Here is a 20,605-nt window from a genome sequence, read left to right on the forward strand (position 1 = left end):
CGAGAGGCCGCTGGGCGCGCGGAACACGGCGATCGGCGTGCTGCGGATAGGGTGGTCGCATGGCTCGTTGGTTTGCACGACGTCGGCGTCCCGGCACGCAGACGCCTCGTCTGCGCTCGCGGGAGGACGCCGTCCAGGCGACCCGCGTCGACCTCCACGAGCTCGCGCCCAGCACCGCGGACTACCTCGGTCAGGTGGCGCAGCTGCAGCTCGGGTTCTTCATGACGCTGTCGTTCGCCGTCGAGCACGCTCCGAACGACGCCGATCGGGAGACGCTCGCAGAGGCCGCCGCCACGGCGCTGCGCAAGCACCAGGCGCTGCTCGCGTGGCTCCGGAGGACGAGCGACGACCCCGTCGCCGTGCTCGAACCCTACGCACGCACGCGGGACGAGTTCCAGGCGATCCTGCGAACCGGTACCTGGGACGAACTCCTGCTGGGCGTCCTCGTGGCGCGGGGCTTCCTCGACGAGTTCTTCGCGCAGCTCGCACGCGGCCTGGACGGAGCGGACGCCCGGGATCTGGCTGCCATCGTCGCCCCCGGTCCCGAGGAGGACCCGCTCGTCGGGATCCTGCACCGGGTGATCGCATCGCATCCGGAGCGCGCTTCGACGCTCGCGATGTGGGGCCGCCGGTTGCTCGGCGACACCATGCTCGTCGCCAGGTCGGCCCTCGTGACCGAGAGCAAGGCGCTGCCGGACGACGCCCGGGTCGAACCGGTCTACACGGAGCTCATCGCGAACCACACCAGACGGATGGACGCGCTCGGGCTCACGGCCTGACCGGTCGTCCCCTCCGACACGACGACGCCGCCGCTCCGGCTGGAGCGACGGCGTCGATCGATCGAGCGCCTCGGGTCAGGCGGCGACGCCCTGCTGCAAGCGGGTCAGCATCGCCTCGTCCGACGAGGTGCGGACGCGGACGAGCACGAGGTCGACCACCACACTCACGATGACGGACGCGCCGAAGGCGAGCACCCAGATCCAGCCGCCGTCCCACGCCATGCCGGCCCACGTCGCCGCGACCCAGACCACGGCGGCGACGAGCGTCGCGACCGCCGGGATGAGCGCGGCCCCGTGCTGGTCGCGGCCGGGCAGGAGGTAGCGGACGGCGAGACCGAGGATGGCACCGCCGAGCACGACGAAGAGGAGTTCCATGGTCAGCCGACGAATCCGATGCGGCGGGACTCCTCGGTTCCGAGCTCGACGTAGCCGATGCCCGCGGTCGGGATGAGGTAGCTGGTGCCCTTGTCGTCCTTGAGTGCGAGCAGCTTGGCGTCCGTCTCGAGAGCGGTCTTGACCGCCTGTTCGATCTCCGACGCCGGCTGCGAGGTCTCGAAGCCGATCTCGCGAGGGCTGTTGAGGATTCCGATGCGAATTTCCACCTTGAGTGCCTTTCGGTTGCGTACGGCAAGACTACGGGAGTCGTGGTCCTCCGACCGGCGCGGGTCGGCTGCTGTCAGCGAACAACGGAACGCCGGTCGGCCGTCGCGGCGATGTCGGGAGGCTCCGGTAACGTGCGGACCATGACGGTTCCCGACGCCTCCGACGATCCGACGGGTACGGTCCGTGACGCGGACCGCGCGCCCGTCGGCGACCCGGCTGTCGGCACGGGCGTCCGGCTCGACGACTCGCAGGAGGCCGTGCTGCGGCTCGCCGACGACCGGTCCGCCGTCGTGCTCGGGGCTCCCGGCACGGGCAAGACCACCACGCTCATCGAAGCGGTCGCGGAACGCGTGCACTCGCGCGGCCTGCGCACCGACGAGGTGCTCGTCATCGCCTCCTCCCGGTCGTCGGCGCAGGTCCTCCGCGACCGCCTCGAGGCACGGGTCGCGCGCGCCACACCCGGATCCCTGGCGCGCACCGCCATCTCCCTCGCCCTCGAGGTCATCGCGGGCTCCGGGGCGTTCGCCGGTTCAGGACGACCGCGGTTGCTGACGGGCGGCGAGCAGGACCAGACCATCGCCGAGCGACTCCTCGGCGACGAACAGGACGCGACCGGTCCGCTGTGGCCAGCGGAGCTCGGTCCCGAGGTCAGGCGCCTGCAGGGGTTCCGCACCGAGCTCCGGAACCTCATGGAACGCAGCGTCGAACACGACGTCGCGCCAGCCGAGCTACGTCGGCTCGGTACCGAGCACGGGCGTCCGGAGTGGGTCGCGTCCGCGGGCTTCATCGAGGGGTTCCTCGCCGACGACTGGCGCGGACACCTCACGCCCGCGGCGGCCCTCGCCCGCGCCGTCCGGCTCCTCGACGAACAGGAACCGGGGACGGGCGTGCTCCGCAGCCTGCGGGTGGTCTTCGTGGACGACGCCCAGGAGGCGACCCACGGCGTCCTGCAGCTGTTCGCCGCGCTCGCCCGACACGGGGTCGCGATCGTCGCGTTCGGCGACCCCGACCTCACGACGGGTGCCTTCCACGGTGCCCGTGCCGACGCCCTCGGGCGGTTCGCCGAGGTGCTCGGCCGCCCGGTGGACACGCTCGTCCTCGGGCAGGTCCACCGCGGGACACCGGACATCCGGGCGACGGTCCGCGGCGTCGCCGAGCGCATCGGCACGGCCGGCGCCGGACTCCATCGCACGGCCGCGCCACCGGTCGATGACGCGGAGACGCCCGAGCACTCCGTCGTCACCGTGGCGGCCGGTTCCCCGGCCGAGCAGATCGCGGTCGTCGCACGCTTCCTCCGCGAGCGCCACGTCCTCGACGGTGTCGCGTGGGCCGACATGGCGGTGGTCGTCCGCAGCGGCGGGCTGATCCCGGCGATCGAACGGGGTTTGTCCTCCCTCGAGGTGCCCACCCGGGCGAGCACCGGCGGAGCACCGCTGCGCGACCACCCGTTCGTCAGGTCGGTCCTCCTCGCCATGTCGGTGGCGCTCGGGCGGACGCCGCTCGACGCCGAGGTCGTGACCGAACTCCTCCACAGCGCGCTCGGCGGACTGGACTCGATCGGGGTCAGGCGACTCCGGGCCGCGCTCCGCCACGCCGATCTCGCTGAGGGCCTCGACCGCAGCGCGGACCGCCTGCTGGAGGAGGCGTTCGCCGTCCCCGGTGCACTCATCGGACTCGAGACGCCCTCCGCCGCCCGCGCCCGCTCACTCGCCGACAGCCTCGCCGAGGCGAGCGCGCAGGCAGCGGCGGGCGCGTCCGCCGAGGAACTCGTCTACGGCCTCTGGTCGCGGAGCAGACTCGAGCGCTCCTGGGTCTCGCTGTCGAAGGGCAGCGGTCAGGCCGCCGAGGAGGCGAACCGCGACCTCGACGCGATCACCCAGCTGGCCGATGCGGCACGCACCTTCGTCGAGGCGGAGCCCGACACCCCGGCCTCCGTCTTCCTCGACCGCCTGCTCGAACAGACGGTCGGCGACGACTCCCTCGCGCCGACCGGCCTCCGGGAGGCGGTCACGATCGCGACGCCCGCCGCCCTGGTCGGTACCGCGTTCGACACGGTCGTCGTCGCCGGCATGCAGGACGGCGTGTGGCCCAACCTGCGGGTCCGCGACTCACTGCTCGGCGCCTCGGAGCTCGTGGAGCTGCTGGAGGGTACGGCCACGGCGACGGCGGACGCACGACGCGCGGTCCTCCACGACGAGCTCCGACTCTTCGCCCAGGCGACCTCCCGTGCGCACCGGTCGCTCATGGTGGTCGCGGTGGTCGACGACGACCACCAGGCGAGCCCGTTCCTCACGCTGCTCCCGGAACCCGATCCGCACCGGGCGTCCCTGTCGCCCCTGTCGCTCCGCGGCCTCGTCGGCACCCTGCGTCGCTCGCTCACTCGCCGGATCCGCCCCGCGGACCCTGCCGAGCGTGCCGCGTCCGCCTCGGCCCTGGCCATCCTCGCGACAGCGGGAGTACCCGGCGCCCCGACCGAGGAGTGGTACGGCGTGGCCGCACCGAGCTCGACGGCACCGCTGCACGACCCCGCCGTCGAGGAGCTGCCGGTCTCCCCGTCCCGCATGGAGGCCTTCGAGGAGTGCCCGCTGCACTGGGCGATCGCCCGACTGGGCGGCGGTGCCTCCGGGTTCGCCTCCGGGCTCGGCACGATCGTGCACGCCGCGCTCGAGCACGCGGAGTCCTCCGACGAGGCCGCGCTCTGGGCAGCGGTGGAGGACCGCTGGGACGAACTCCACTTCGAAGCGGACTGGGAGGGCGCAGCGACGAAACGGCGTGCGGCGGAACTCGTCCACCGGCTGTCGGCGTACCTCCACGACGCGGAGCGGGCGGGCGTGACCTCGATCGGCAACGAGAGCCGGTTCAGCCTCCGCATCCCCATCGGTGAGCTGGGCGGCGCGGCCGTGCTCGGCGGCTCGATCGACCGCGTCGAGCTCGTGCCCGACACCGACGGGACACGGCGCGTCGTGATCGCCGACCTCAAGACCGGCGGCTCGGCGCCGAGACAGGACCGGGAGGTCGCCGACATGGCGCAGCTCGGCGCCTACCAGCTCGCGCTGGCGTCCGGCGCGATCGCCGGTACGGAGGGGCTGCTGAGCGGTGGCGCGAAGCTCATCGTCGTGTCGGCAGGCACGAAGCGCAAGGAGTACTACGACCCGGCCCAGCCGGCCTTCGACGACGAAGCCCTCGAGCGCTTCCGCGAGCGTGTCCTGGCGGACGCGGTCGGCATGGCGGGCGCGGTGTTCGAGGCCCGTGTCGGGACCCACTGCCATGACCCGTTCGCGTTCGGCGAGTGCGCCATCCACGTCGTCCCGGCGGTGAGCTCGTGAGCACGGAGGAGACCTACTCGGCCGAGATGCTCGCCGGCCTGCTCGGCCTCCCACAACCGACGACGCAGCAGGTCCATGTCATCGAGGCACCCATGGCCCCGGTCCTCGTCGTCGCCGGTGCCGGCAGCGGGAAGACCGAGACCATGGCCTCACGCGTCGTGTGGCTGCTCGCCAACCGGCACGTGAGCGTCGACGGGATCCTGGGGCTCACCTTCACCAGGAAGGCCGCGGGTGAGCTGGCGGCACGGATCGGCAAGCGGATCGCCGCCCTCCAGGACATCGGGATCCTGGATCCCGCGGCAGACGCGCTCTTCGACCGTCCCGAAGTGTCCACCTACAACGCCTATGCGAACGCCCTGTTCCGCGACAACGCCCTCCTGGTGGGCCGTGAGCCCGAGTCGGTCCTGCTGTCCGAGGCGTCCGCCTGGCGACTCGCGCGACGCGTCGTGGTCCGGCACGGAGACGAACGGCTCGCCACCCTCGGCAAGTCCGTCGACCAGGTCGCCGAGCTCGTCCTCTCGCTGAGTCACGAGCTCGCCGAGATCGACGGCACCACCGAGGAGCTGCTCGGCTTCGTGGAACGGTTCGTCGGCATCGGCGAGCTCCCCGACGGCGGTCGCGGGGCGTACGCGCAGATCGATCAGGCCGTCGAGGTCGTGGGTGCCCTGCCGGTCCTGCTCGATCTCGCGCACCGGTACGCCGACGAGAAGCGCCGGCAGGGACTCGTCGAGTTCTCCGACCAGGTCGCCCTCGCGCTCGCCGCCTGCGAACGTTCGCCGAAGGTCGCCGCCGTCGCGCGCGATCGCGCGGGCGTCGTCCTGCTCGACGAGTACCAGGACACCTCGGTCGTGCAGACCAGACTGCTGTCGACCCTGTTCGCCGACCACCCCGTCATGGCGGTCGGCGACCCGCATCAGTCCATCTACGGCTGGCGGGGCGCGAGCGCGGCGAACCTCGCACGGTTCTCCCGCGACTTCGGTCGGGAGGTCGTCGCCACCCAGTTCAACCTGTCCACGAGTTGGCGCAACGACCATACGGTCCTCGAAGCCGCGAACGTCCTCGTCCGCCCGTTGCAGCAGCAGGCGCAGACGGCGGGGAAGCTGCGCGTCCTCGACCTCGAGCCGAAGCCCGGCGCCGGGGCGGGCTCCCTCGCCGTCGAGTTCCCCGAGACCGGTGCCGAGGAGATCCGGATGGTCGCCGAATGGTGCGCCGACCGGTTGCTCGCCGAACGCGGGGGAGACCCGGCCGGTTCGGCCGCGATCCTGTTCCGGGCGCGTCGACCGATGCAGGAGTTCGCCGACGGCCTCGCTGCGCTCGGCGTCCCCCACCACATCCTGGGTCTCGGCGGTCTGCTCTCCTCGCCGGAGATCGTCGACGTGACGGCGGCGCTGCGGGTCATCCACGATCCCGGTGCCGGGTCCTCGCTCATCAGGCTCTTGAGCGGGCCTCGCTGGCGGATCGGCGTCCACGACCTCGGTCACCTCGTGGAGGTGGCCCGGTACCTGCAGGCCATCGACTGGAAGACGAAGCGGTACGACGCCGAACTGGCCGCCCGGCTCCGCGAGTCGGTCGCCGACGACGACGGGCGGTCGATCATCGACGCGCTCGACTTCATCGCCGCGGACCGCGTGCCGGCGGGCCTCGCCGCCGGGTTCACCGACGAGGCGCGTTCGCGCCTCCGGGAGGCCGGACTGGTGTTCGCCTCCCTGCGGCGTCGTGCGGGCAGCGGCCTCCCCGATCTCGTCAGAGCGGTCGAACGCGAGTTGCGACTCGACATCGAGGTCGTCGCGAACGAGTCGACCGGATCCGCGGCCCGCGCTCCGGCCAGACTGCAGGCGTTCCATGACGAGGTCATCTCGTTCATCCAGGCGGAGGAGCAGGTGACGCTCGGCAGCCTGCTGGCCTGGATCGACCGCTCGCTCGCCCGAGACGACCTCGGTCCGGCGAGCGACGCACCCGACCAGGGTGCGGTCCAACTGCTCACCATCCACGGTTCGAAGGGCCTCGAATGGGACCATGTCGCGATCCCGCGGCTCGTGGTCGACGAGCTGCCCGCCAAACCGAAGGACGGTAAAGGCTGGGTGCGTCTCGGGACGCTGCCGTACGACTTCCGAGGCGACGCGGCGGAGCTGCCGGAGTTCGCCTGGCGGACGGCCGAGACGCGGAAGGAGGTCGTCGACGCTCAGCTCGCCTTCTCGGAGGCGCTCGGCGAACGCGCGCTCGACGAGGAACGTCGGCTCGCGTATGTGGCGGTGACCCGCGCCAAGCACGACCTCCTGCTCACCGGCTCGTTCTGGTCGGGCGATCGGAAGCGGCCGCGTGCCGCGAGCACCTATCTTCTGGAGCTGGCGTCGGCGGGCGTCATCGCACCGCTCCCCGCCGCATCCGCCTTCGAGGAGAACCCGGTCGACTCCGGTGCCGCGGTCCTCGACTGGCCACTCGATCCGCTCGGAGCGCGTCGGAGCGTCGTCGAACGGGCGGCGGCCGAGGTCGAGCAGCGGCGCGGGCGACCTGAGTCCGAGCTGCTGGCGACCCTCGGCCCCCTCGAGAACGAGCTGACGCTGCTCCTCGAGGAACGACGCCGTGCCGCGACGACGACGGCGCGCGGTGAACTCCCGGTGCGCATCCCCGCGTCCAAGTTCAAGGAGTTCGTCACGGAACCGGAGGCCGCACTCGAACGACTGCGTCGCCCCGTCCCGCAACGGCCATACCGGCAGACCCGCCTCGGAACCCGGTTCCATTCGTGGGTCGAGGCGCACTACGGACGCTTCGGATTGCAGGAGCTGGTCGACGCGCTCCCCGAGGAGCTCGACGTCGAACGCCCGGGGCCGGACGCGTCGGAGGGGATCGGGTTCGAGGAACTCACCGAACGGTTCCTCGCCTCGGAATGGGCTGACGTCCGGCCGGTCGAGGTCGAGACCGAGATCCACGTGCCGCTCGGCGACACCGGACGAGTGGTGGTCTGCAAGCTCGACGCGGTGTTCGAACGCGGGGACCGGTTCGAGATCGTCGACTGGAAGACCGGCGCGGTACCCACGACGCCGGAGGACGTACGGAACGCCTCGTTCCAGCTCGCGCTCTACCGTCTGGCGTACGCGCACCACCGGGAGGTCGACCCCGAGCGCATCGACGCCGTGCTCTACTACGTGAGCCACGACGTGCAGCTCCGGCCGGAACGCCTCTACTCGGAGGAGGAGCTCCTGTCGGAGTGGGAGCGGTCCTTCGGGGAGGCGGCCGAGTCCCAGAGCTCGAACGACGAGGTGTCGATCTGATCCGTGGCGTTCGGGTCCGCATCGGTCCCGGCGTGGTCGCGATCGTCGTCGGTCTCAGCGTCGTCCGTGTCGTCGACGTCCGAGCCGCCGGGATCGCGGCCGAGGGCGCGCTCGAGCTCTGAGCGGTCGTAGGTGTCGGTCTGCATGGCGATGCCGGGGGAGGACGAGCCGATCGGTGTGCGGTCGAGCATGTCCTCGACCTCGTCGACGTCGAGGACGGGTCCGGTCGTGGTGCCGAGGGGGTCCGTCACGTCGCCGAGCACGCGGTCGACGAGCCCGTCGAGCATCGCGACGGCGTCCTCGACGATGGTCTCGTCGTGGCTGTCGCGACCGTGCAGGAGCCAGCGCGCGATCTCGAGTTCCGCGTAGAGCCGGGCGCGGAGGGTGACGAACCGGTCGGGTCCGCGAGAGCACGAGGCGGCGTAGGCGGACAGGGCCTGCTCGCCGGTCGCGCCGAGCGTCGCGATCCAGTGGAGGTCGAGGGCCGGGTCGCCGACCCGCAGTGAGCCCCACTCGATGACGCCGTTGACGAGGCCATGGCCGTCCTGACGGATGACGAGCACGCGGTCCGCGGCGAGGGATCCGTGGATGACGGTGGGCTGGAACTGCCAGAGCGAGTGGTCCTCGACGGCCGCCTGCCAGCGCTCCCGGACGGCGGTCGGGAGGAGCCGCGTCTCGGCGGCGCGGGACACGATGCGGTGCGCGTCCGCCCGGATGAGCTCGGTGGACAGCAACGGGAGGCCCGCTTCCGCGATGAACGCCGTCGGGAGGGAGTGGATCGCGGCGACCGCGGCACCGAGCGAGTCCGAGAGGACCTCGTCGCGGCCGAGCGCGGTCGGGTCGAGGTGACTGCCGGCCACGAAGTCGAGCACGACGGCGCGAGTGCCGTCGACGGGCAGTTGGCCCACGACGGTCGGGGCGTCGAAGGGCAACCTGCTGCGGATACCGGGCGTGAGTGCGCGCAGGGCGATGAGGTCCGCGGACTGCTCCGTCTCGGCCTGCTGCGAGGTCGGGATGCGCACGATGAGCTCGCGCCCGTCGCCCGTCACGAGACGGGCCGCGTCGTAGTTCCCCTCGCCGCCGGCGGTGTGCGCGCCGGACCCGCGGACCTGGAGGTCGGCGACGGCCGAGGTGGCCAACGCGGCTAGAGTGAGATGGGATCTGGCCATGACATCCAGGGTACGGGGCCGTCCCGGTGAGCCGCGCTCGCCACGCCCTCAGAGAGGTTGTCCATGACGATTCAGGTTCGCGCACTCGCCGGTCTACCGCTCGCGAGGGGCGGACTCGACCGTCACGGCGAGCTCCGTTCCCGACCGGACGTGCTCGACGGGCTGCGGGTCGACCCGAACGCCCGAGCCGTCGTCCTCCGCGGTCGGCGCGCACTCGTGACCGGCGACGCGCTCGACCTCCTGGTTCCCTCGGATCTGCCCGAGCCGGAGCTCATGGTCTACCTCGGAAGCACCGTCGAGGACAGCCCGGGGACGCCACCGGGCACGGACATCCTGCTCTGGGTCCTCGCCGACGCCGACGCGATCACCGAGGATGAGGACCGCTGGTTCGACCTCCGTCGGAGCGGACACCGCCTGTCGGACCGCGATGTCGGGATCCTGGCGACGTCGCTCGCCATCGCCGGCTGGCATCGTGCCGAGCCGTTCTGTGCGCACTGCGGCTCGCCGACCACGGTCCGCAACGCCGGCTGGGCGCGGCACTGCCCGGTCGACGGCAACGAGCTCTTCCCGCGCATGGACCCCGCAGTCATCGTCGCCGTCGTCGATCCTCAGGGACGGATCCTGCTCGGGTCGAACGCGATGTGGGAGCACAACCGGTATTCGCTGCTGGCCGGGTACGTCGATGCCGGCGAGTCCCTCGAGCAGGCCGTCGCCCGCGAGATCTTCGAGGAGTCGGGGATGCGTCTCGGCACGCCCGTCTACCTCGGTTCGCAGCCGTGGCCGTTCCCGCGTTCGCTCATGCTCGGTTTCGTCGCCCCGCTCGCGGCGGATCAGGATCCGGAGGCACTCGTCCCGGACGGTCAGGAGATCCTCGACCTGCGGTGGTTCACGCGGGAGGAACTCGAGGACCCGTCCACCGACGTCATCCTCCCCGGACCGTCGTCGATCGCACGAGCCGTGATCGACGAATGGCTCCGCGGATCCTGGTCTCGATGAGGCGCGGTACCACCGAGGGTCGACGATGAGCAGCCCGGCCGAACTGCTGGCCGGACTCGACCCCGACCAGGCCGTCGCGGCAGAGGCGCTCCGGGGCCCCGTGTGCATGCTCGCCGGCGCAGGCACCGGCAAGACCCGTGCGATCACCCATCGCATCGCCTACGGCGTCGCGACCGGGACGTACACGGCGTCGCGCGTCATGGCGCTCACCTTCACCAGTCGCGCGGCTGCGGAACTGCGTGGCCGGCTCCGGGCCCTCGGCGCCGAGGGGGTCTCGGCCCGGACCTTCCACGCCTCCGCACTCTCGCAGCTGAACTTCTTCTGGCCCCAGGTCGTCGGCGGACAGGTTCCCGCGCTCGTCGAGAGCAAGGGCAGGGTCCTCGGGCACGCGGCGGAGCGACTCCGGTTGCGGGTCGACACGGCGACCCTGCGCGACGTGGCGGGCGAGATCGAATGGCGCAAGGTGTCCGGCCTGACCCTCGAGCAGTACGCGGCGTCGAACCGCCCGCTGCCGGCCAAGCTGTCCCTCGAGCAGGTCGTCTCGCTCCAGGAGACCTACGAGCAGTTGAAGGACGAGCGCCGACGCATCGACTTCGAGGACGTCCTGCTCGCCTGCGCCGGCATGATCGAGACCGAGCCCGCCGTCGCCATGCAGGTGCACGAGCAGTACCGGTTCTTCGTCGTGGACGAGTACCAGGACGTCTCGCCGCTGCAGCACCGACTCCTCGAACTCTGGTTGGGCGGTCGACGGGACGTGTGCGTCGTCGGCGACGCGAGCCAGACCATCTACTCCTTCGCCGGTGCCCGGTCCGACTACCTGCTCGACTTCCCGACCCGGTATCACGACGCCACGGTCGTCCGGCTCGAGCGCAACTACCGATCCGCCCCGCCTGTCGTGGCCGCGGCGAACACGCTCATGCGGGGTCGTCCGGGGGCACTGCACCTCTCAGCTGCCACCGCACGCGACGACGAGGGCACCCAGACCGCACGGCCCGAGACGCCGGCGGTCGGCCTGCGGCAGTACCCGAACGAGCTGTCCGAGGCGAGAGGCGTGGCCTCGGAGATCCTCGTGCAGCTGCAGGCGGGCGTCCCGGCCTCGGAGATCGCCGTGCTCTACCGGATCAACGTCCAGGCGGCGGCGTTGGAGACGGCCCTCGGCGAAGCCGGCATCCCCTACGTCATGCACGGCTCCAAGCGCTTCTTCGAGCTGCCCGAGGTGCGGCAGGCCCTGCTCCAGCTCCGCGCGGCCTCCGTCTCGATCAGCGGTGAGCCCCTGTTCAAGTCCGTGAGCGACGTGCTCCGGTCGCTCGGCTGGAGCCAGGACCCGCCCGACGGCGGCGGTGCGGTGCGCGACCGCTGGGAGTCGCTCAACGCGATCATGGGGCTCGTCGACCAGGCGCCGGAAGGCACCTCGTTCCGCGCCTTCACGGATGAGCTGCAACTGCGGCAGGCCGCCCAGCACGAACCGACGGTCGAGGCGGTCACGCTGGCGACACTGCACTCGGCGAAGGGCCTCGAGTGGGAGGCGGTGCACCTCATCGGGCTCTCCGAGGGATACCTGCCGATCTCCTACGCGAAGCAGTTCGAGCAGGCGGACGAGGAACGGAGGCTTCTCTACGTCGGTATCACGCGTGCCAAGCGGCTGCTCCACCTGTCCTGGTCCGAGACGCAGCAACGCGGTGGTCGACGCGAGCCGTCGCGGTTCCTGGCAGAGCTCGGCATGCGCACCTCGGGTGCTCCCGGACGACGCGGCGCCTGACCCCGCCGGTCGCGGCGTCGACCACCAGCTGGGTGCTCGCGAGGATGGGCTGGGACGCGTCGAGATGGCGGATCACCAGGCGGGTCACGCGGGTCGCGACCTCCGCGCCGAGGAGCTGGGTGTCGAGCGGTGAACGGCGGCCGAGGAGCTGGGATGCGACGGCCGGCCAGGTCGGATCGTCGTCGGTGCGGTGCAGCTCCACGCAGTGCAGGCACGGCCCTGAACCGGGTGTCACGAACGGCCCGATCCTGACGACACGATCACTGAAGACGACCGGCAGGTGCGGGACGTCGTCGCGCAGCCAGCGCGTGTACCGACTCGGCGGGATGACGAAGTCGGCGAAGAGGACGGCGACGTCGACGTGGTCGGGCTGCGGCCCGGGTTCCGTCGACACGGACTCCGGAGGCAGGAGTGCGACCGCCTCCTGCTCGGAGAGGAGGCGTCGGACGAGCTCGGCCGCCGGGCTCGCGCCGTCCACGACGACCCGGTGCGTCATGGCGGTTCCGGAGGTGGGGCCGTGGTGCTCGATCACCGGGTCGAGTGTCGAGAGGACGCGATCGAACTCCTGGGCCGGGATGTCGAACGCGTCCGGCAGTCGTCGTTCGACCAGGTCAGGGAAGCCGGCACGCAGTGCCGCGACGACCTGCTCGGTCTCGGTCCGGACGCTGTCGAGCACGACCGCTTCATCGACGCCCACCTGCAGGCTGTGCGGGGTCCGCCAGAGCAGTGGTCTCCTGGGATCGAGGCGCGTCGTCATCCATCGATGATGGCGGGTCGACGACCGGTCGCGTCGGCACTGTCCACAGCTCGCCCGGTAGGACGAGCTGTGGAGCGTCGCCGTGGGTCAGACCGGGGGGCCGCCGGCACCGTTCGGGCCGGAGGGCTCCGAACCGGGCTCGTCGTCGTGCTGGTCGCCGCGTTCCTCGCCGCGGAGGAGGTCTTCGAGCGCGAGATCCATCTCGTCCTGCTCCGGACGCTCACCCCTGGCCTCGGCTTCGAGGCGCGCGATGAGGGCCTCCGGGGCGTCGATGTCGGCTGCGGTGGGCACGAGGTCGGGGTGCGACCACAGGGCGTCGCGCTGCGCGGTGCCCACGGCATCGGTGACCTGCTGCCACATCTGCGCAGCCTCACGCAGCCGGCGGGGGCGCAGTTCGAGTCCCACGAGTGCACCCAGGGCCTGTTCGGCCGGCCCACCGGCGGCGCGGCGTCGGCGGACGGTCTCCGCGATGGCCGCGGAGCGGGGGAGACGCTCGGTGGCTGCCGCGGTGACGACGTCGACCCAGCCCTCGATGAGGGCGAGCGTCGTCTCGAGTCGAGCCAGGCTCGCGTCCTGTGCCTCCGTGCGGGCGGGGATGAGCGCTCCGCTCGTCATGGCCTCGCGGAGTTCCTCGGGGTTCGACGGGTCGAAGCTCTCGGCGAGTTCCTCGAGTCGCTCGGTGTCGATCCGGATGCCGCGCGCGAAGTCGGTGATCGAGGAGATGAGGTGCAGGCGGAGCCAGCGGGCGTGACGGAAGAGTCGTGCGTGCGCGAGTTCACGGACCGCGAGGTAGATCTGGACCTGATCGGCCGGGATGTCGAGACCCTCGCCGAAGTCGGCGACGTTCTGGGGCACCAGGGCTGCCTCGTTGTCGTCGAGCAGTGGGATGCCGATGTCGCCGCCGGAGACGACCTCCTTGGAGAGCTGACCGACGACCTGTCCGAGCTGCATCGCGAAGAGCGTGCCGCCGATGCCGCGGACGAGCTGTCCGGCGTTCGCGATCATGCTCGACAGCTCCTCGGGCGCGCGTTCCGTGAGCACGCCGGTCAGGGCGTTCGCGATGTTCGTGGCCACCGGCTCGGCGAGCTGCGTCCAGAACGGCATGGTCTTCGTGGCCCAGCGGGTCCTCGTGTACAGGGCCGGTTCGCTCGACAGCTCGGCCACGTCGGTGACGTCGGCGAGCCACAGGGAGGCGATGTGGAACGCCTGCTCGAACGCCGCACGCTGCTCGGGCGTCGTGTCCTGGGAGCCGTCCCCGGCGATGGTCTTCGCCTGCTGGAGCGAGGTGTCCCAGTTGATGCCGTCCCCACCGGAGCGGAGTGCGCCCTGGAGCTGCGACATGAGCGCAGCGAGACTGGCCGGATCGCTGGGGAGGCCGGCGGCGCCGGCGAGCTGGCTCGGGTCGAACGAACCGTTGCCGGAGAGGAGCTCGCGGAGCATGTCGCGGAACTCGTCCTCCGGACTCTTGTCGGAATCCTCTGGCACGTCAGCCGCCTCTCAGATAGCTCGGTGCTGGGCCTTCTACGCTAGTCGCACCTCGCTGAAGAATCGCCGGGGTATGGTTGGTCGGGTTTCCGCCCACCGCGAACACTCCGGAAGGCTTGCATGTCGCTCTTCGCCGATGAGGCTCCCACCGCTTCGGCGCCGACCGGTCAGGGTCGCAATCGTCGCGCCCGGTTCGGGTGGATCGTGCTCAGCCTCTCGCTCGTCCTCCTCGGAGTGCTGTCGGCGGTACCCGCGCCGTACGTCATCGAACAGCCGGGTCCCGTGTTCAACGTGCTGGGTACGACCGAGGGCGACGACGGCGACGTCCCGCTCATCGAGGTCCACGACGAGCAGACCTACGACACCGGCGGCACCCTCGACATGCTGACGGTCCAGCTGGTCGGGAATCCGCAACGGAGCCCGGGCTGGCTCGACATCGTCTCGGCCTGGTTCGACCCGAGCCGCGCCGTCGTGCCGATGGACCTCTACTTCCCGCCCGGCGTCACGACCGAGCAGCGCGACGAGCAGAACGCGACCCTCATGGTCGATTCGCAGCAGGACTCGGTCGCGGCGGCGTTGCGTGAGCTCGGGTACGAGGTCCCCGAGCACATCGTGGTGGCACAGATCGCGGAGGGTGCCCCCGCGCAGGGTGTGCTGCAGCTCGACGACGAGATCGTCGCGGTCGACGGTGCGCCGGTGACCGGCCTGGCGGCCCTGCGGGACGCGATCAACGCCAACGGCACGGACAAGCCGGTCACGCTCGACATCGTGCGCGGGGGAGCGGCGAGCACCGTCGAGATCACGCCGACGACCGCGACCGCGTCCGACGGGACGACCTCGACCGTGATCGGCATCGGTACCAAGACCACCTACGACCTCCCCGTCGACATCACCATCCAGCTCGACAACGTCGGCGGCCCGAGCGCCGGGATGATGTTCGCGCTCGGCATGATCGACCTGCTCACCCCGGGTGAGCTCAACGGCGGGAAGGACGTCGCCGGGACCGGGACGATCGACGCCGACGGCAACGTCGGCGCGATCGGCGGCATCCGGCAGAAGCTGTTCGGCGCGAAGGACGCCGGTGCCGAGTGGTTCCTCGCGCCGGAGAGCAACTGCGACGAGGTCGTCGGACACGTTCCCGACGGGTTGACGGTCTTCGCCGTGAAGACCCTCGACGATTCGCTCGCAGCGCTCAAGGCCATCGCGGACGGAGCCGACACGAGCAAGCTGCCCACCTGCTCGGCCGGTTGAACGCTTCGGGCGCTCTCCCAGCCCGGCCGCTTTAGGATGGGTGGGACGACCCCTATCTGAAGAGGCCACACGTGACATCCGCAGCAGCAGAGAAGCCCCTGTCCACTCAGCGCCGACGCGCCCCGATCGCGATCACGGTGGCGATCATCGCCGCGCTCCTGATCGGGTTCTTCGTGTTCTCGGGGTTCTACGCCGACCTGCTGTGGTTCCAACAGCTCGGCTTCACCGAGGTCCTGACCACGCAGTGGATCGCGGCGATCGCCATGTTCCTCGTCGGGTTCGTGGGTATGGCCCTGCCCGTGTGGCTCGCGATCGAGATCGCCTACCGGACACGCCCGGTGTACGCGAAGCTCAGCTCCCAGGTCGACCGCTACCAGCAGGTCGTCGAGCCGCTGCGCCGACTCGCGACCTACGGTATCCCCGCGCTGTTCGGCCTCTTCGGCGGTGTCGCCGCCGCTTCGCGCTGGCAGCTGGTCCTGCTCTGGATGAACGGCACGCCCGCAGGCACCAAGGACCCGCAGTTCAACCTCGACGTCTCGTTCTACCTCTTCGACCTGCCGTTCTTCCAGGCCGTGGTCGCCTTCTCCTCGGCGGTCGTCCTGATCGCCCTGATCGCCACCGCCGTCGTCACCTACCTCTACGGAGGCATCCGGGTGGTCAGCCGCGAGGTCTGGATCTCGATGGCGGCCCGCGTACAGATCTCGGTGCTCGCCGCGCTCTACCTCATCCTGCAGGCCGTCAGCCTCTGGCTCGATCAGTACACGACCCTGAACGACACCGGCACGCTCATCACCGGAGCCTCGTACACCGATGTCGCCGCGACCATCCCCGGTCGGGTGATCCTCGCCGGGATCGCGCTCATGGTCGCCGTCCTGTTCGTCGTCACCGCGTTCACCGGCCGCTGGCGTCTGCCGCTCGTCGGCACAGCGCTGCTGATCGTCGCGTCGCTCATCGTCGGCAGCCTCTACCCGTGGATCGTCCAGCGCTTCCAGGTGGAGCCGAACGCGAAGAGTCTCGAGACGCCGTACATCAAGCGGAACATCGACATGACGCGCGACGCCTACGGGATCGCCGGCGTGGAGGAGGAGGAGTACGCGGCGACCACCGACGCGACTCCCGGCGCGCTCCGTCAGGACGCCGAGACCACGGCGAACATCCGGATCATCGACCCGTCGCTCGTGAGCGCATCCGTGGCCCAGCTGGAGCAGTTCAAGCAGTTCTACTCCTTCGACAAGCAGCTCGACGTCGACCGCTACAACATCGACGGCAAGACGCAGGACGCCGTCGTCGCGGTCCGCGAACTCAACGTCGCCGGTCTCGACAACTCGCAGTCGTGGATCAACAACACGGTGGTGTACACCCACGGGTACGGGCTGGTCGCCGCCTACGGCAACCAGCGCTCGGCCTCCGGCGAGCCGGTCTTCCTCGAGTCCGGCATCCCCACCACCGGCTCGCTCGGCGATTTCGAGCCGCGCGTGTACTTCGGCGAGCAGTCGCCCGACTACTCCATCGTCGGTGCCCCCAAGGGCTCCGACCCGGTGGAACTCGACTATCCGTCGGGCACCCAGGGCGAGTCGCAGACCTACACCACCTTCGACGGCGACGGCGGGCCCAAGCTCGACAACGTCTTCAAGAAGCTCGTCTACGCCCTGAAGTTCCAGTCCGAGCAGATCTTCCTGTCGGACTCCGTGAACAGCAAGTCGCAGATCCTCTACGACCGCGACCCGCTCACCCGGGTCCAGAAGGTCGCCCCCTACCTGACGCTCGACTCCGACCCCTACCCGTCGGTGGTGGACGGTCAGATCGTCTGGATCGTCGACGGATACACGACGAGCGCCAGCTACCCGTACTCGAAGACCGTGAGCCTGTCGGACACCATCTCCGACTCGGTCACGCCGGCGCAGAACTACGCGCTCGACGACGTCAACTACATCCGGAACTCGGTGAAGGCGACCGTCAACGCGTACGACGGCAAGGTCACGCTCTACAGCTGGGACGACCAGGACCCGATCCTCAAGACCTGGCAGAAGGTGTTCCCGTCGACGGTCAAGCCGATGTCGGACATGTCCGGCGACTTGATGAGCCACGTGCGGTACCCGGCCGATCTCTTCAAGGTCCAGCGCTCGGTGCTCGGTCAGTACCACGTCACCAACGCCGGTTCGTTCTACTCGAGTGAGGACGCCTGGGTCACCCCCAACGATCCGCAGTCGACCGACACGAACAAGACCTATCAGCCGCCCTACTACCTGACGATGCAGTTGCCTGGCCAGGAGTCTCCCTCCTTCTCGCTGTACTCGACGTTCATCCCTCGTCAGGGCGGTGAACAGTCGCGGAACGTGCTCACCGGCTACCTCGCGGTCGACGCGAACGCCGGCGCCGAGGACGGTAAGCGGAGTTCCGACTACGGCAAGATCCGACTGCTGACCCTCCCGAAGGACGACACCGTGCCGGGCCCTGGTCAGGTGCAGAACACCTTCGACTCCGACCCGAGCGTGTCGAGCCAGATCAACATCCTGAAGCAGGGTCAGACCGAGGTGCTGAACGGCAACCTGCTGACGGTGCCCGTCGGAGGTGGGCTGCTGTACGTCCAACCGGTGTACGTGAAGTCCACGGGCGACACGAGCTTCCCGCTGTTGCAGAAGGTGCTCGTGGCCTTCGGCGACAAGATCGCGTTCGAGGACACCCTCGACGAAGCGCTCGACGTCCTGTTCGGTGGAGACTCGGGTGCCGACGCCGGTGACACGAACGTGCCGGGAGACAGCACCACACCCCCGACGGACGGCACGGACACCGGAGGCGGCACCGACGGTGGAACGACCCCGAGCACGGGTGACCCGACGGTCGACGCTCAGATCAAGACGCTCCTCGACCAGGCGAAGGCTGCGATGGTCGAGAAGGACGCCGCGATGGCGAGCGGCGACTGGGCTGCTTACGGGGTGGCGGACAAGAAGGTGTCGGACGCTCTCGCGCAGGCTCTCGCGCTGCTGAACGGCTGATTCCGAGCCCACGATCTGAACGGCGTCGCCCTGACGGGCGACGCCGTTCGGCGTTCCAGGGGGAGGGATTCTGCCGGCGACGGGGTCCTTGGCGGTACGCGATTTGCACGGCCCCAGAATGCATGCTAGGTTTATCTCTTGTGCCGCAGGGTGGAGCAGTTCGGTAGCTCGCTGGGCTCATAACCCAGAGGTCGTAGGTTCAAATCCTGCCCCTGCAACAGAAAAGATGAAATCCCGGTCTCCTCGAGACCGGGATTTCGTCGTTTGCGGAGATAGTCGCCCGCAGCCGGCGAGCGGTGGGTCAGTCCATCGTCGCGACGGGGAGGCCGAACGCTGCTGCCACGCCGGCGTTGGTGACCGCACCCGCGTGGACGTTGACGCCCGCGCGGAGCGCTGCGTCGGCGGCCACTGCTGCTCCCGTGCCCTGGTCGGCGATGGCGAGTGCGTACCGGAGGGTGGCGTTGGTCAGCGCGCGTGTCGAGGTCTCCGGGACGGCGCCGGGCATGTTGGCCACGCAGTAGTACAGGCTGTCGTGGACCCGGAACGTCGGGTCGTCGTGCGTCGTCGGCCGGGAGCCCTCGAAGCAGCCGCCCTGGTCGATCGCGATGTCGACGAGCACCGAGCCGGGTTTCATGTCCGCCACCATGGCGTCGGTGACGAGCTTCGGGGCCTGAGCCCCGGGGATGAGGACCGAGCCGATGACGAGGTCGGCGTCGCGGAGCTGCTCCGCGATCTCGTACGCCGATGACGGTCTGGTCTGGATCTGCCCAGCGAAACGGTTCTCCAGCTCGCGCAGGCGAGGGATGGAGATGTCGATGATCGTGACGTCCGCCTGCATGCCGAGCGCGTTGGCCGCGGCGTGCTCGCCCGCGACCCCGCCGCCGATGACGACGACCTTCGCCTTGGGGGTTCCGGGCACGCCGCCCAGGAGGATTCCGCGTCCGCCGGTGGCTCGCATGAGGTGGTACGCGCCGACCTGCGTCGACAGTCGTCCCGCGACCTCGCTCATCGGCTGCAGGAGCGGCAGGGAGCGATTGGGGAGTTGGACGGTCTCATAGGCGATCGCGGTGGTCCCAGAGGCGAGCAGGGCGTCGGTGAGGGGTCGGTCCGCTGCGAGGTGCAGGTAGGTGAAGAGCGTCTGGTCGGCCCGCAGGAAGCCGTACTCGGCGGCGACGGGCTCCTTCACCTTGAGCAGGAGGTCGCCCGCCGCCCATACGGAGGCCGCATCGGCGGCGATGGTCGCGCCGGCGGAGCGATACGCCTCGTCGGGATTGCCGGACCCGAGGCCGGCGCCCGCCTGGACGACGACCTCATGGCCGTGTCGGACGAGTTCGTGGACGCCGCCGGGCGTCGCCGCCACCCGGTTCTCGTTGTTCTTGATCTCCGTGGGGATGCCGATTCGCATGGCTGGTTCCTCTCGCAGGCTGGGCCAAGGCTCGGCTCTCCCGCTCGTCGGTGGACGGTGTGCGACTATTCTGAGGTTGCTGCGTTTCAGGGTCATGAACACCGCAGCTTTCACGGAACTTCCCGTAAAAATCGATGATGATTCGGAAAAGATCGAAAGCAGACGCAGCATGACGAACAATCTGCACAGCAGTGCGGACCTCGACGACGTCGATCACGCACTCCTGCGGCTCCTCCAGGAGAACGCGCGCATGACGAACGCCCGCATGGCGGAGCTCGTCGGCATCGCGCCCTCGACGTGCGTCGCCCGGGTGCGGTCGCTCGTCGATCGCGGCGTGATCACGGGGTTCTCGGCGCGTATCGATCCGGTCGCGGTCGGGCTCGGTCTCGAGGCGCTCATCAGCGTCAACATCAGGGCGGGGGCTCGAGCCCGTATCGCCGAGTTCAGCGCCGGCATCCGACAGCTCCCGGAGGTCGTGCAGGTGTTCTTCCTCGGCGGCTCCGAGGACTTCGTCATCCATCTCGCGGCGCGGGACAGCGCCCACATCCGCGACTTCGTCGTCGAGCACCTGTCGGCGGATCCGACGGTCGCCTCGACGCGCACGAGTCTGGTGTTCGATCATTCGTTCATCGGCGTCGCGGTGGGGGAGTGACGGTGATCCGCGGCTGTACCGGCCGGGCGAAGGTCACGAACGCATAACGAAGGACTCGACGGAAAACCCTGACCATGTTCGGTTTTGCCATGGAGGCCGTGCGCGATGTCCGCCTTTCGGGGGATCGTCGATTAGCCAGCAGCTGTGAGTTTCGT

General features: G+C 70.1%; 13 protein-coding genes, 1 tRNA gene and 1 pseudogene. 9 read left to right on the forward strand and 6 right to left on the reverse strand.

Annotated elements, in window-relative coordinates; genetic code table 11:
- Window positions 1-59 precede the first annotated feature (59 nt).
- Window positions 60-779, forward strand: a complete 720-nt coding sequence (locus A4X17_RS13370; RefSeq protein ID WP_064296177.1) for a ferritin-like fold-containing protein — start codon at window positions 60-62, stop codon at window positions 777-779.
- Window positions 780-854: 75 nt separating this feature from the next.
- On the opposite strand, the gene A4X17_RS13375 is transcribed toward A4X17_RS13370, so the two are convergent.
- Window positions 855-1,154 (reverse strand): hypothetical protein, encoded by a 300-nt coding sequence (locus tag A4X17_RS13375; protein WP_064296178.1) that lies wholly within the window; start codon window positions 1,152-1,154, stop codon window positions 855-857.
- 2 nt (window positions 1,155-1,156) lie between these two features.
- Entirely contained in the window at window positions 1,157-1,381 is a 225-nt protein-coding gene (locus A4X17_RS13380; RefSeq protein ID WP_064296179.1) for a DUF3107 domain-containing protein, read from the reverse strand.
- Window positions 1,382-1,522: 141 nt separating this feature from the next.
- On the opposite strand from A4X17_RS13380, the gene A4X17_RS13385 reads away from it, so the two are divergent.
- Complete coding sequence (locus A4X17_RS13385; protein WP_064296342.1) at window positions 1,523-4,708, forward strand: UrvD/REP family ATP-dependent DNA helicase; 3,186 nt, start codon at window positions 1,523-1,525, stop codon at window positions 4,706-4,708.
- Entirely contained in the window at window positions 4,672-7,980 is a 3,309-nt protein-coding gene (locus tag A4X17_RS13390) for an ATP-dependent DNA helicase (protein WP_231884393.1), read from the forward strand. Before A4X17_RS13385 ends, A4X17_RS13390 begins: the two co-directional genes overlap by 37 nt.
- Here the strand turns inward: A4X17_RS13390 and A4X17_RS13395 are convergent.
- Window positions 7,890-9,149, reverse strand: coding sequence for a phosphotransferase (locus tag A4X17_RS13395; RefSeq protein ID WP_079002135.1), 1,260 nt, complete (start codon window positions 9,147-9,149; stop codon window positions 7,890-7,892). The two genes, A4X17_RS13390 and A4X17_RS13395, sit on opposite strands and share 91 nt — an antisense overlap.
- Window positions 9,150-9,212: 63 nt before the next feature.
- On the opposite strand from A4X17_RS13395, the gene nudC reads away from it, so the two are divergent.
- Both nudC and A4X17_RS13405 read left to right on the forward strand, forming a co-directional pair.
- A complete protein-coding gene (gene nudC / locus A4X17_RS13400) occupies window positions 9,213-10,145 on the forward strand; it encodes an NAD(+) diphosphatase (protein ID WP_064296181.1) in 933 nt (310 codons plus the stop codon).
- A gap of 25 nt (window positions 10,146-10,170) precedes the next feature.
- On the forward strand, window positions 10,171-11,904 hold the full coding sequence (locus A4X17_RS13405; RefSeq protein ID WP_064296182.1) for an ATP-dependent helicase: 1,734 nt from the start codon (window positions 10,171-10,173) through the stop codon (window positions 11,902-11,904).
- On the opposite strand, the pseudogene A4X17_RS19705 reads toward A4X17_RS13405, so the two are convergent.
- Both A4X17_RS19705 and A4X17_RS13410 read right to left on the reverse strand, forming a co-directional pair.
- Window positions 11,894-12,661, reverse strand: a pseudogene (locus A4X17_RS19705) (hypothetical protein); the annotation flags it as partial. The gene A4X17_RS13405 and the pseudogene A4X17_RS19705 overlap by 11 nt on opposite strands.
- 87 nt (window positions 12,662-12,748) lie before the next feature.
- Complete coding sequence (locus A4X17_RS13410) at window positions 12,749-14,101, reverse strand: zinc-dependent metalloprotease (protein ID WP_082916189.1); 1,353 nt, start codon at window positions 14,099-14,101, stop codon at window positions 12,749-12,751.
- Window positions 14,102-14,266: 165 nt separating this feature from the next.
- On the opposite strand from A4X17_RS13410, the gene A4X17_RS13415 reads away from it, so the two are divergent.
- The 3 genes from A4X17_RS13415 to A4X17_RS13425 all read left to right on the forward strand — a co-directional run bounded on the left by A4X17_RS13415 (window position 14,267) and on the right by A4X17_RS13425 (window position 18,611).
- Window positions 14,267-15,397, forward strand: coding sequence for a PDZ domain-containing protein (locus A4X17_RS13415; RefSeq protein WP_064296184.1), 1,131 nt, complete (start codon window positions 14,267-14,269; stop codon window positions 15,395-15,397).
- A 71-nt stretch (window positions 15,398-15,468) separates the two neighbouring features.
- Window positions 15,469-18,393 carry a UPF0182 family protein gene (locus A4X17_RS13420; RefSeq protein ID WP_231884394.1) on the forward strand — a complete coding sequence of 975 codons (2,925 nt, stop codon included), beginning with the start codon at window positions 15,469-15,471 and terminating at the stop codon, window positions 18,391-18,393.
- A 144-nt stretch (window positions 18,394-18,537) separates the two neighbouring features.
- A tRNA-Met gene (locus A4X17_RS13425) sits at window positions 18,538-18,611 on the forward strand.
- An 83-nt stretch (window positions 18,612-18,694) separates the two neighbouring features.
- On the opposite strand, the gene ald is transcribed toward A4X17_RS13425, so the two are convergent.
- Window positions 18,695-19,798: an alanine dehydrogenase gene (gene ald, locus A4X17_RS13430; RefSeq protein WP_064296185.1), complete on the reverse strand. Its 1,104-nt coding sequence runs from the start codon at window positions 19,796-19,798 to the stop codon at window positions 18,695-18,697.
- A 169-nt stretch (window positions 19,799-19,967) separates the two neighbouring features.
- On the opposite strand from ald, the gene A4X17_RS13435 reads away from it, so the two are divergent.
- Window positions 19,968-20,450 carry an Lrp/AsnC family transcriptional regulator gene (locus A4X17_RS13435; protein WP_064296186.1) on the forward strand — a complete coding sequence of 161 codons (483 nt, stop codon included), beginning with the start codon at window positions 19,968-19,970 and terminating at the stop codon, window positions 20,448-20,450.
- Window positions 20,451-20,605 lie beyond the last annotated feature (155 nt).

The organism is Plantibacter sp. H53 (genome assembly GCF_001650455.1).
GTDB lineage: Bacteria > Actinomycetota > Actinomycetes > Actinomycetales > Microbacteriaceae > Plantibacter > Plantibacter flavus_A.

What these genes read in the sequence shown, in the direction of transcription:
- A4X17_RS13370 (WP_064296177.1), top strand. Translation starts at nt 60, where the DNA reads ATGGCTCGTTGGTTTGCACGACGTCGGCGTCCCGGCACGCAGACGCCT.
- A4X17_RS13375 (WP_064296178.1), bottom strand. Translation starts at nt 1,154, where the DNA reads ATGGAACTCCTCTTCGTCGTGCTCGGCGGTGCCATCCTCGGTCTCGCC.
- A4X17_RS13385 (WP_064296342.1), top strand. Translation starts at nt 1,523, where the DNA reads ATGACGGTTCCCGACGCCTCCGACGATCCGACGGGTACGGTCCGTGAC.
- A4X17_RS13395 (WP_079002135.1), bottom strand. Translation starts at nt 9,149, where the DNA reads ATGGCCAGATCCCATCTCACTCTAGCCGCGTTGGCCACCTCGGCCGTC.
- nudC (WP_064296181.1), top strand. Translation starts at nt 9,213, where the DNA reads ATGACGATTCAGGTTCGCGCACTCGCCGGTCTACCGCTCGCGAGGGGC.
- A4X17_RS13405 (WP_064296182.1), top strand. Translation starts at nt 10,171, where the DNA reads ATGAGCAGCCCGGCCGAACTGCTGGCCGGACTCGACCCCGACCAGGCC.
- A4X17_RS13410 (WP_082916189.1), bottom strand. Translation starts at nt 14,101, where the DNA reads ATGCTCCGCGAGCTCCTCTCCGGCAACGGTTCGTTCGACCCGAGCCAG.
- A4X17_RS13415 (WP_064296184.1), top strand. Translation starts at nt 14,267, where the DNA reads ATGTCGCTCTTCGCCGATGAGGCTCCCACCGCTTCGGCGCCGACCGGT.
- ald (WP_064296185.1), bottom strand. Translation starts at nt 19,798, where the DNA reads ATGCGAATCGGCATCCCCACGGAGATCAAGAACAACGAGAACCGGGTG.
- A4X17_RS13435 (WP_064296186.1), top strand. Translation starts at nt 19,968, where the DNA reads ATGACGAACAATCTGCACAGCAGTGCGGACCTCGACGACGTCGATCAC.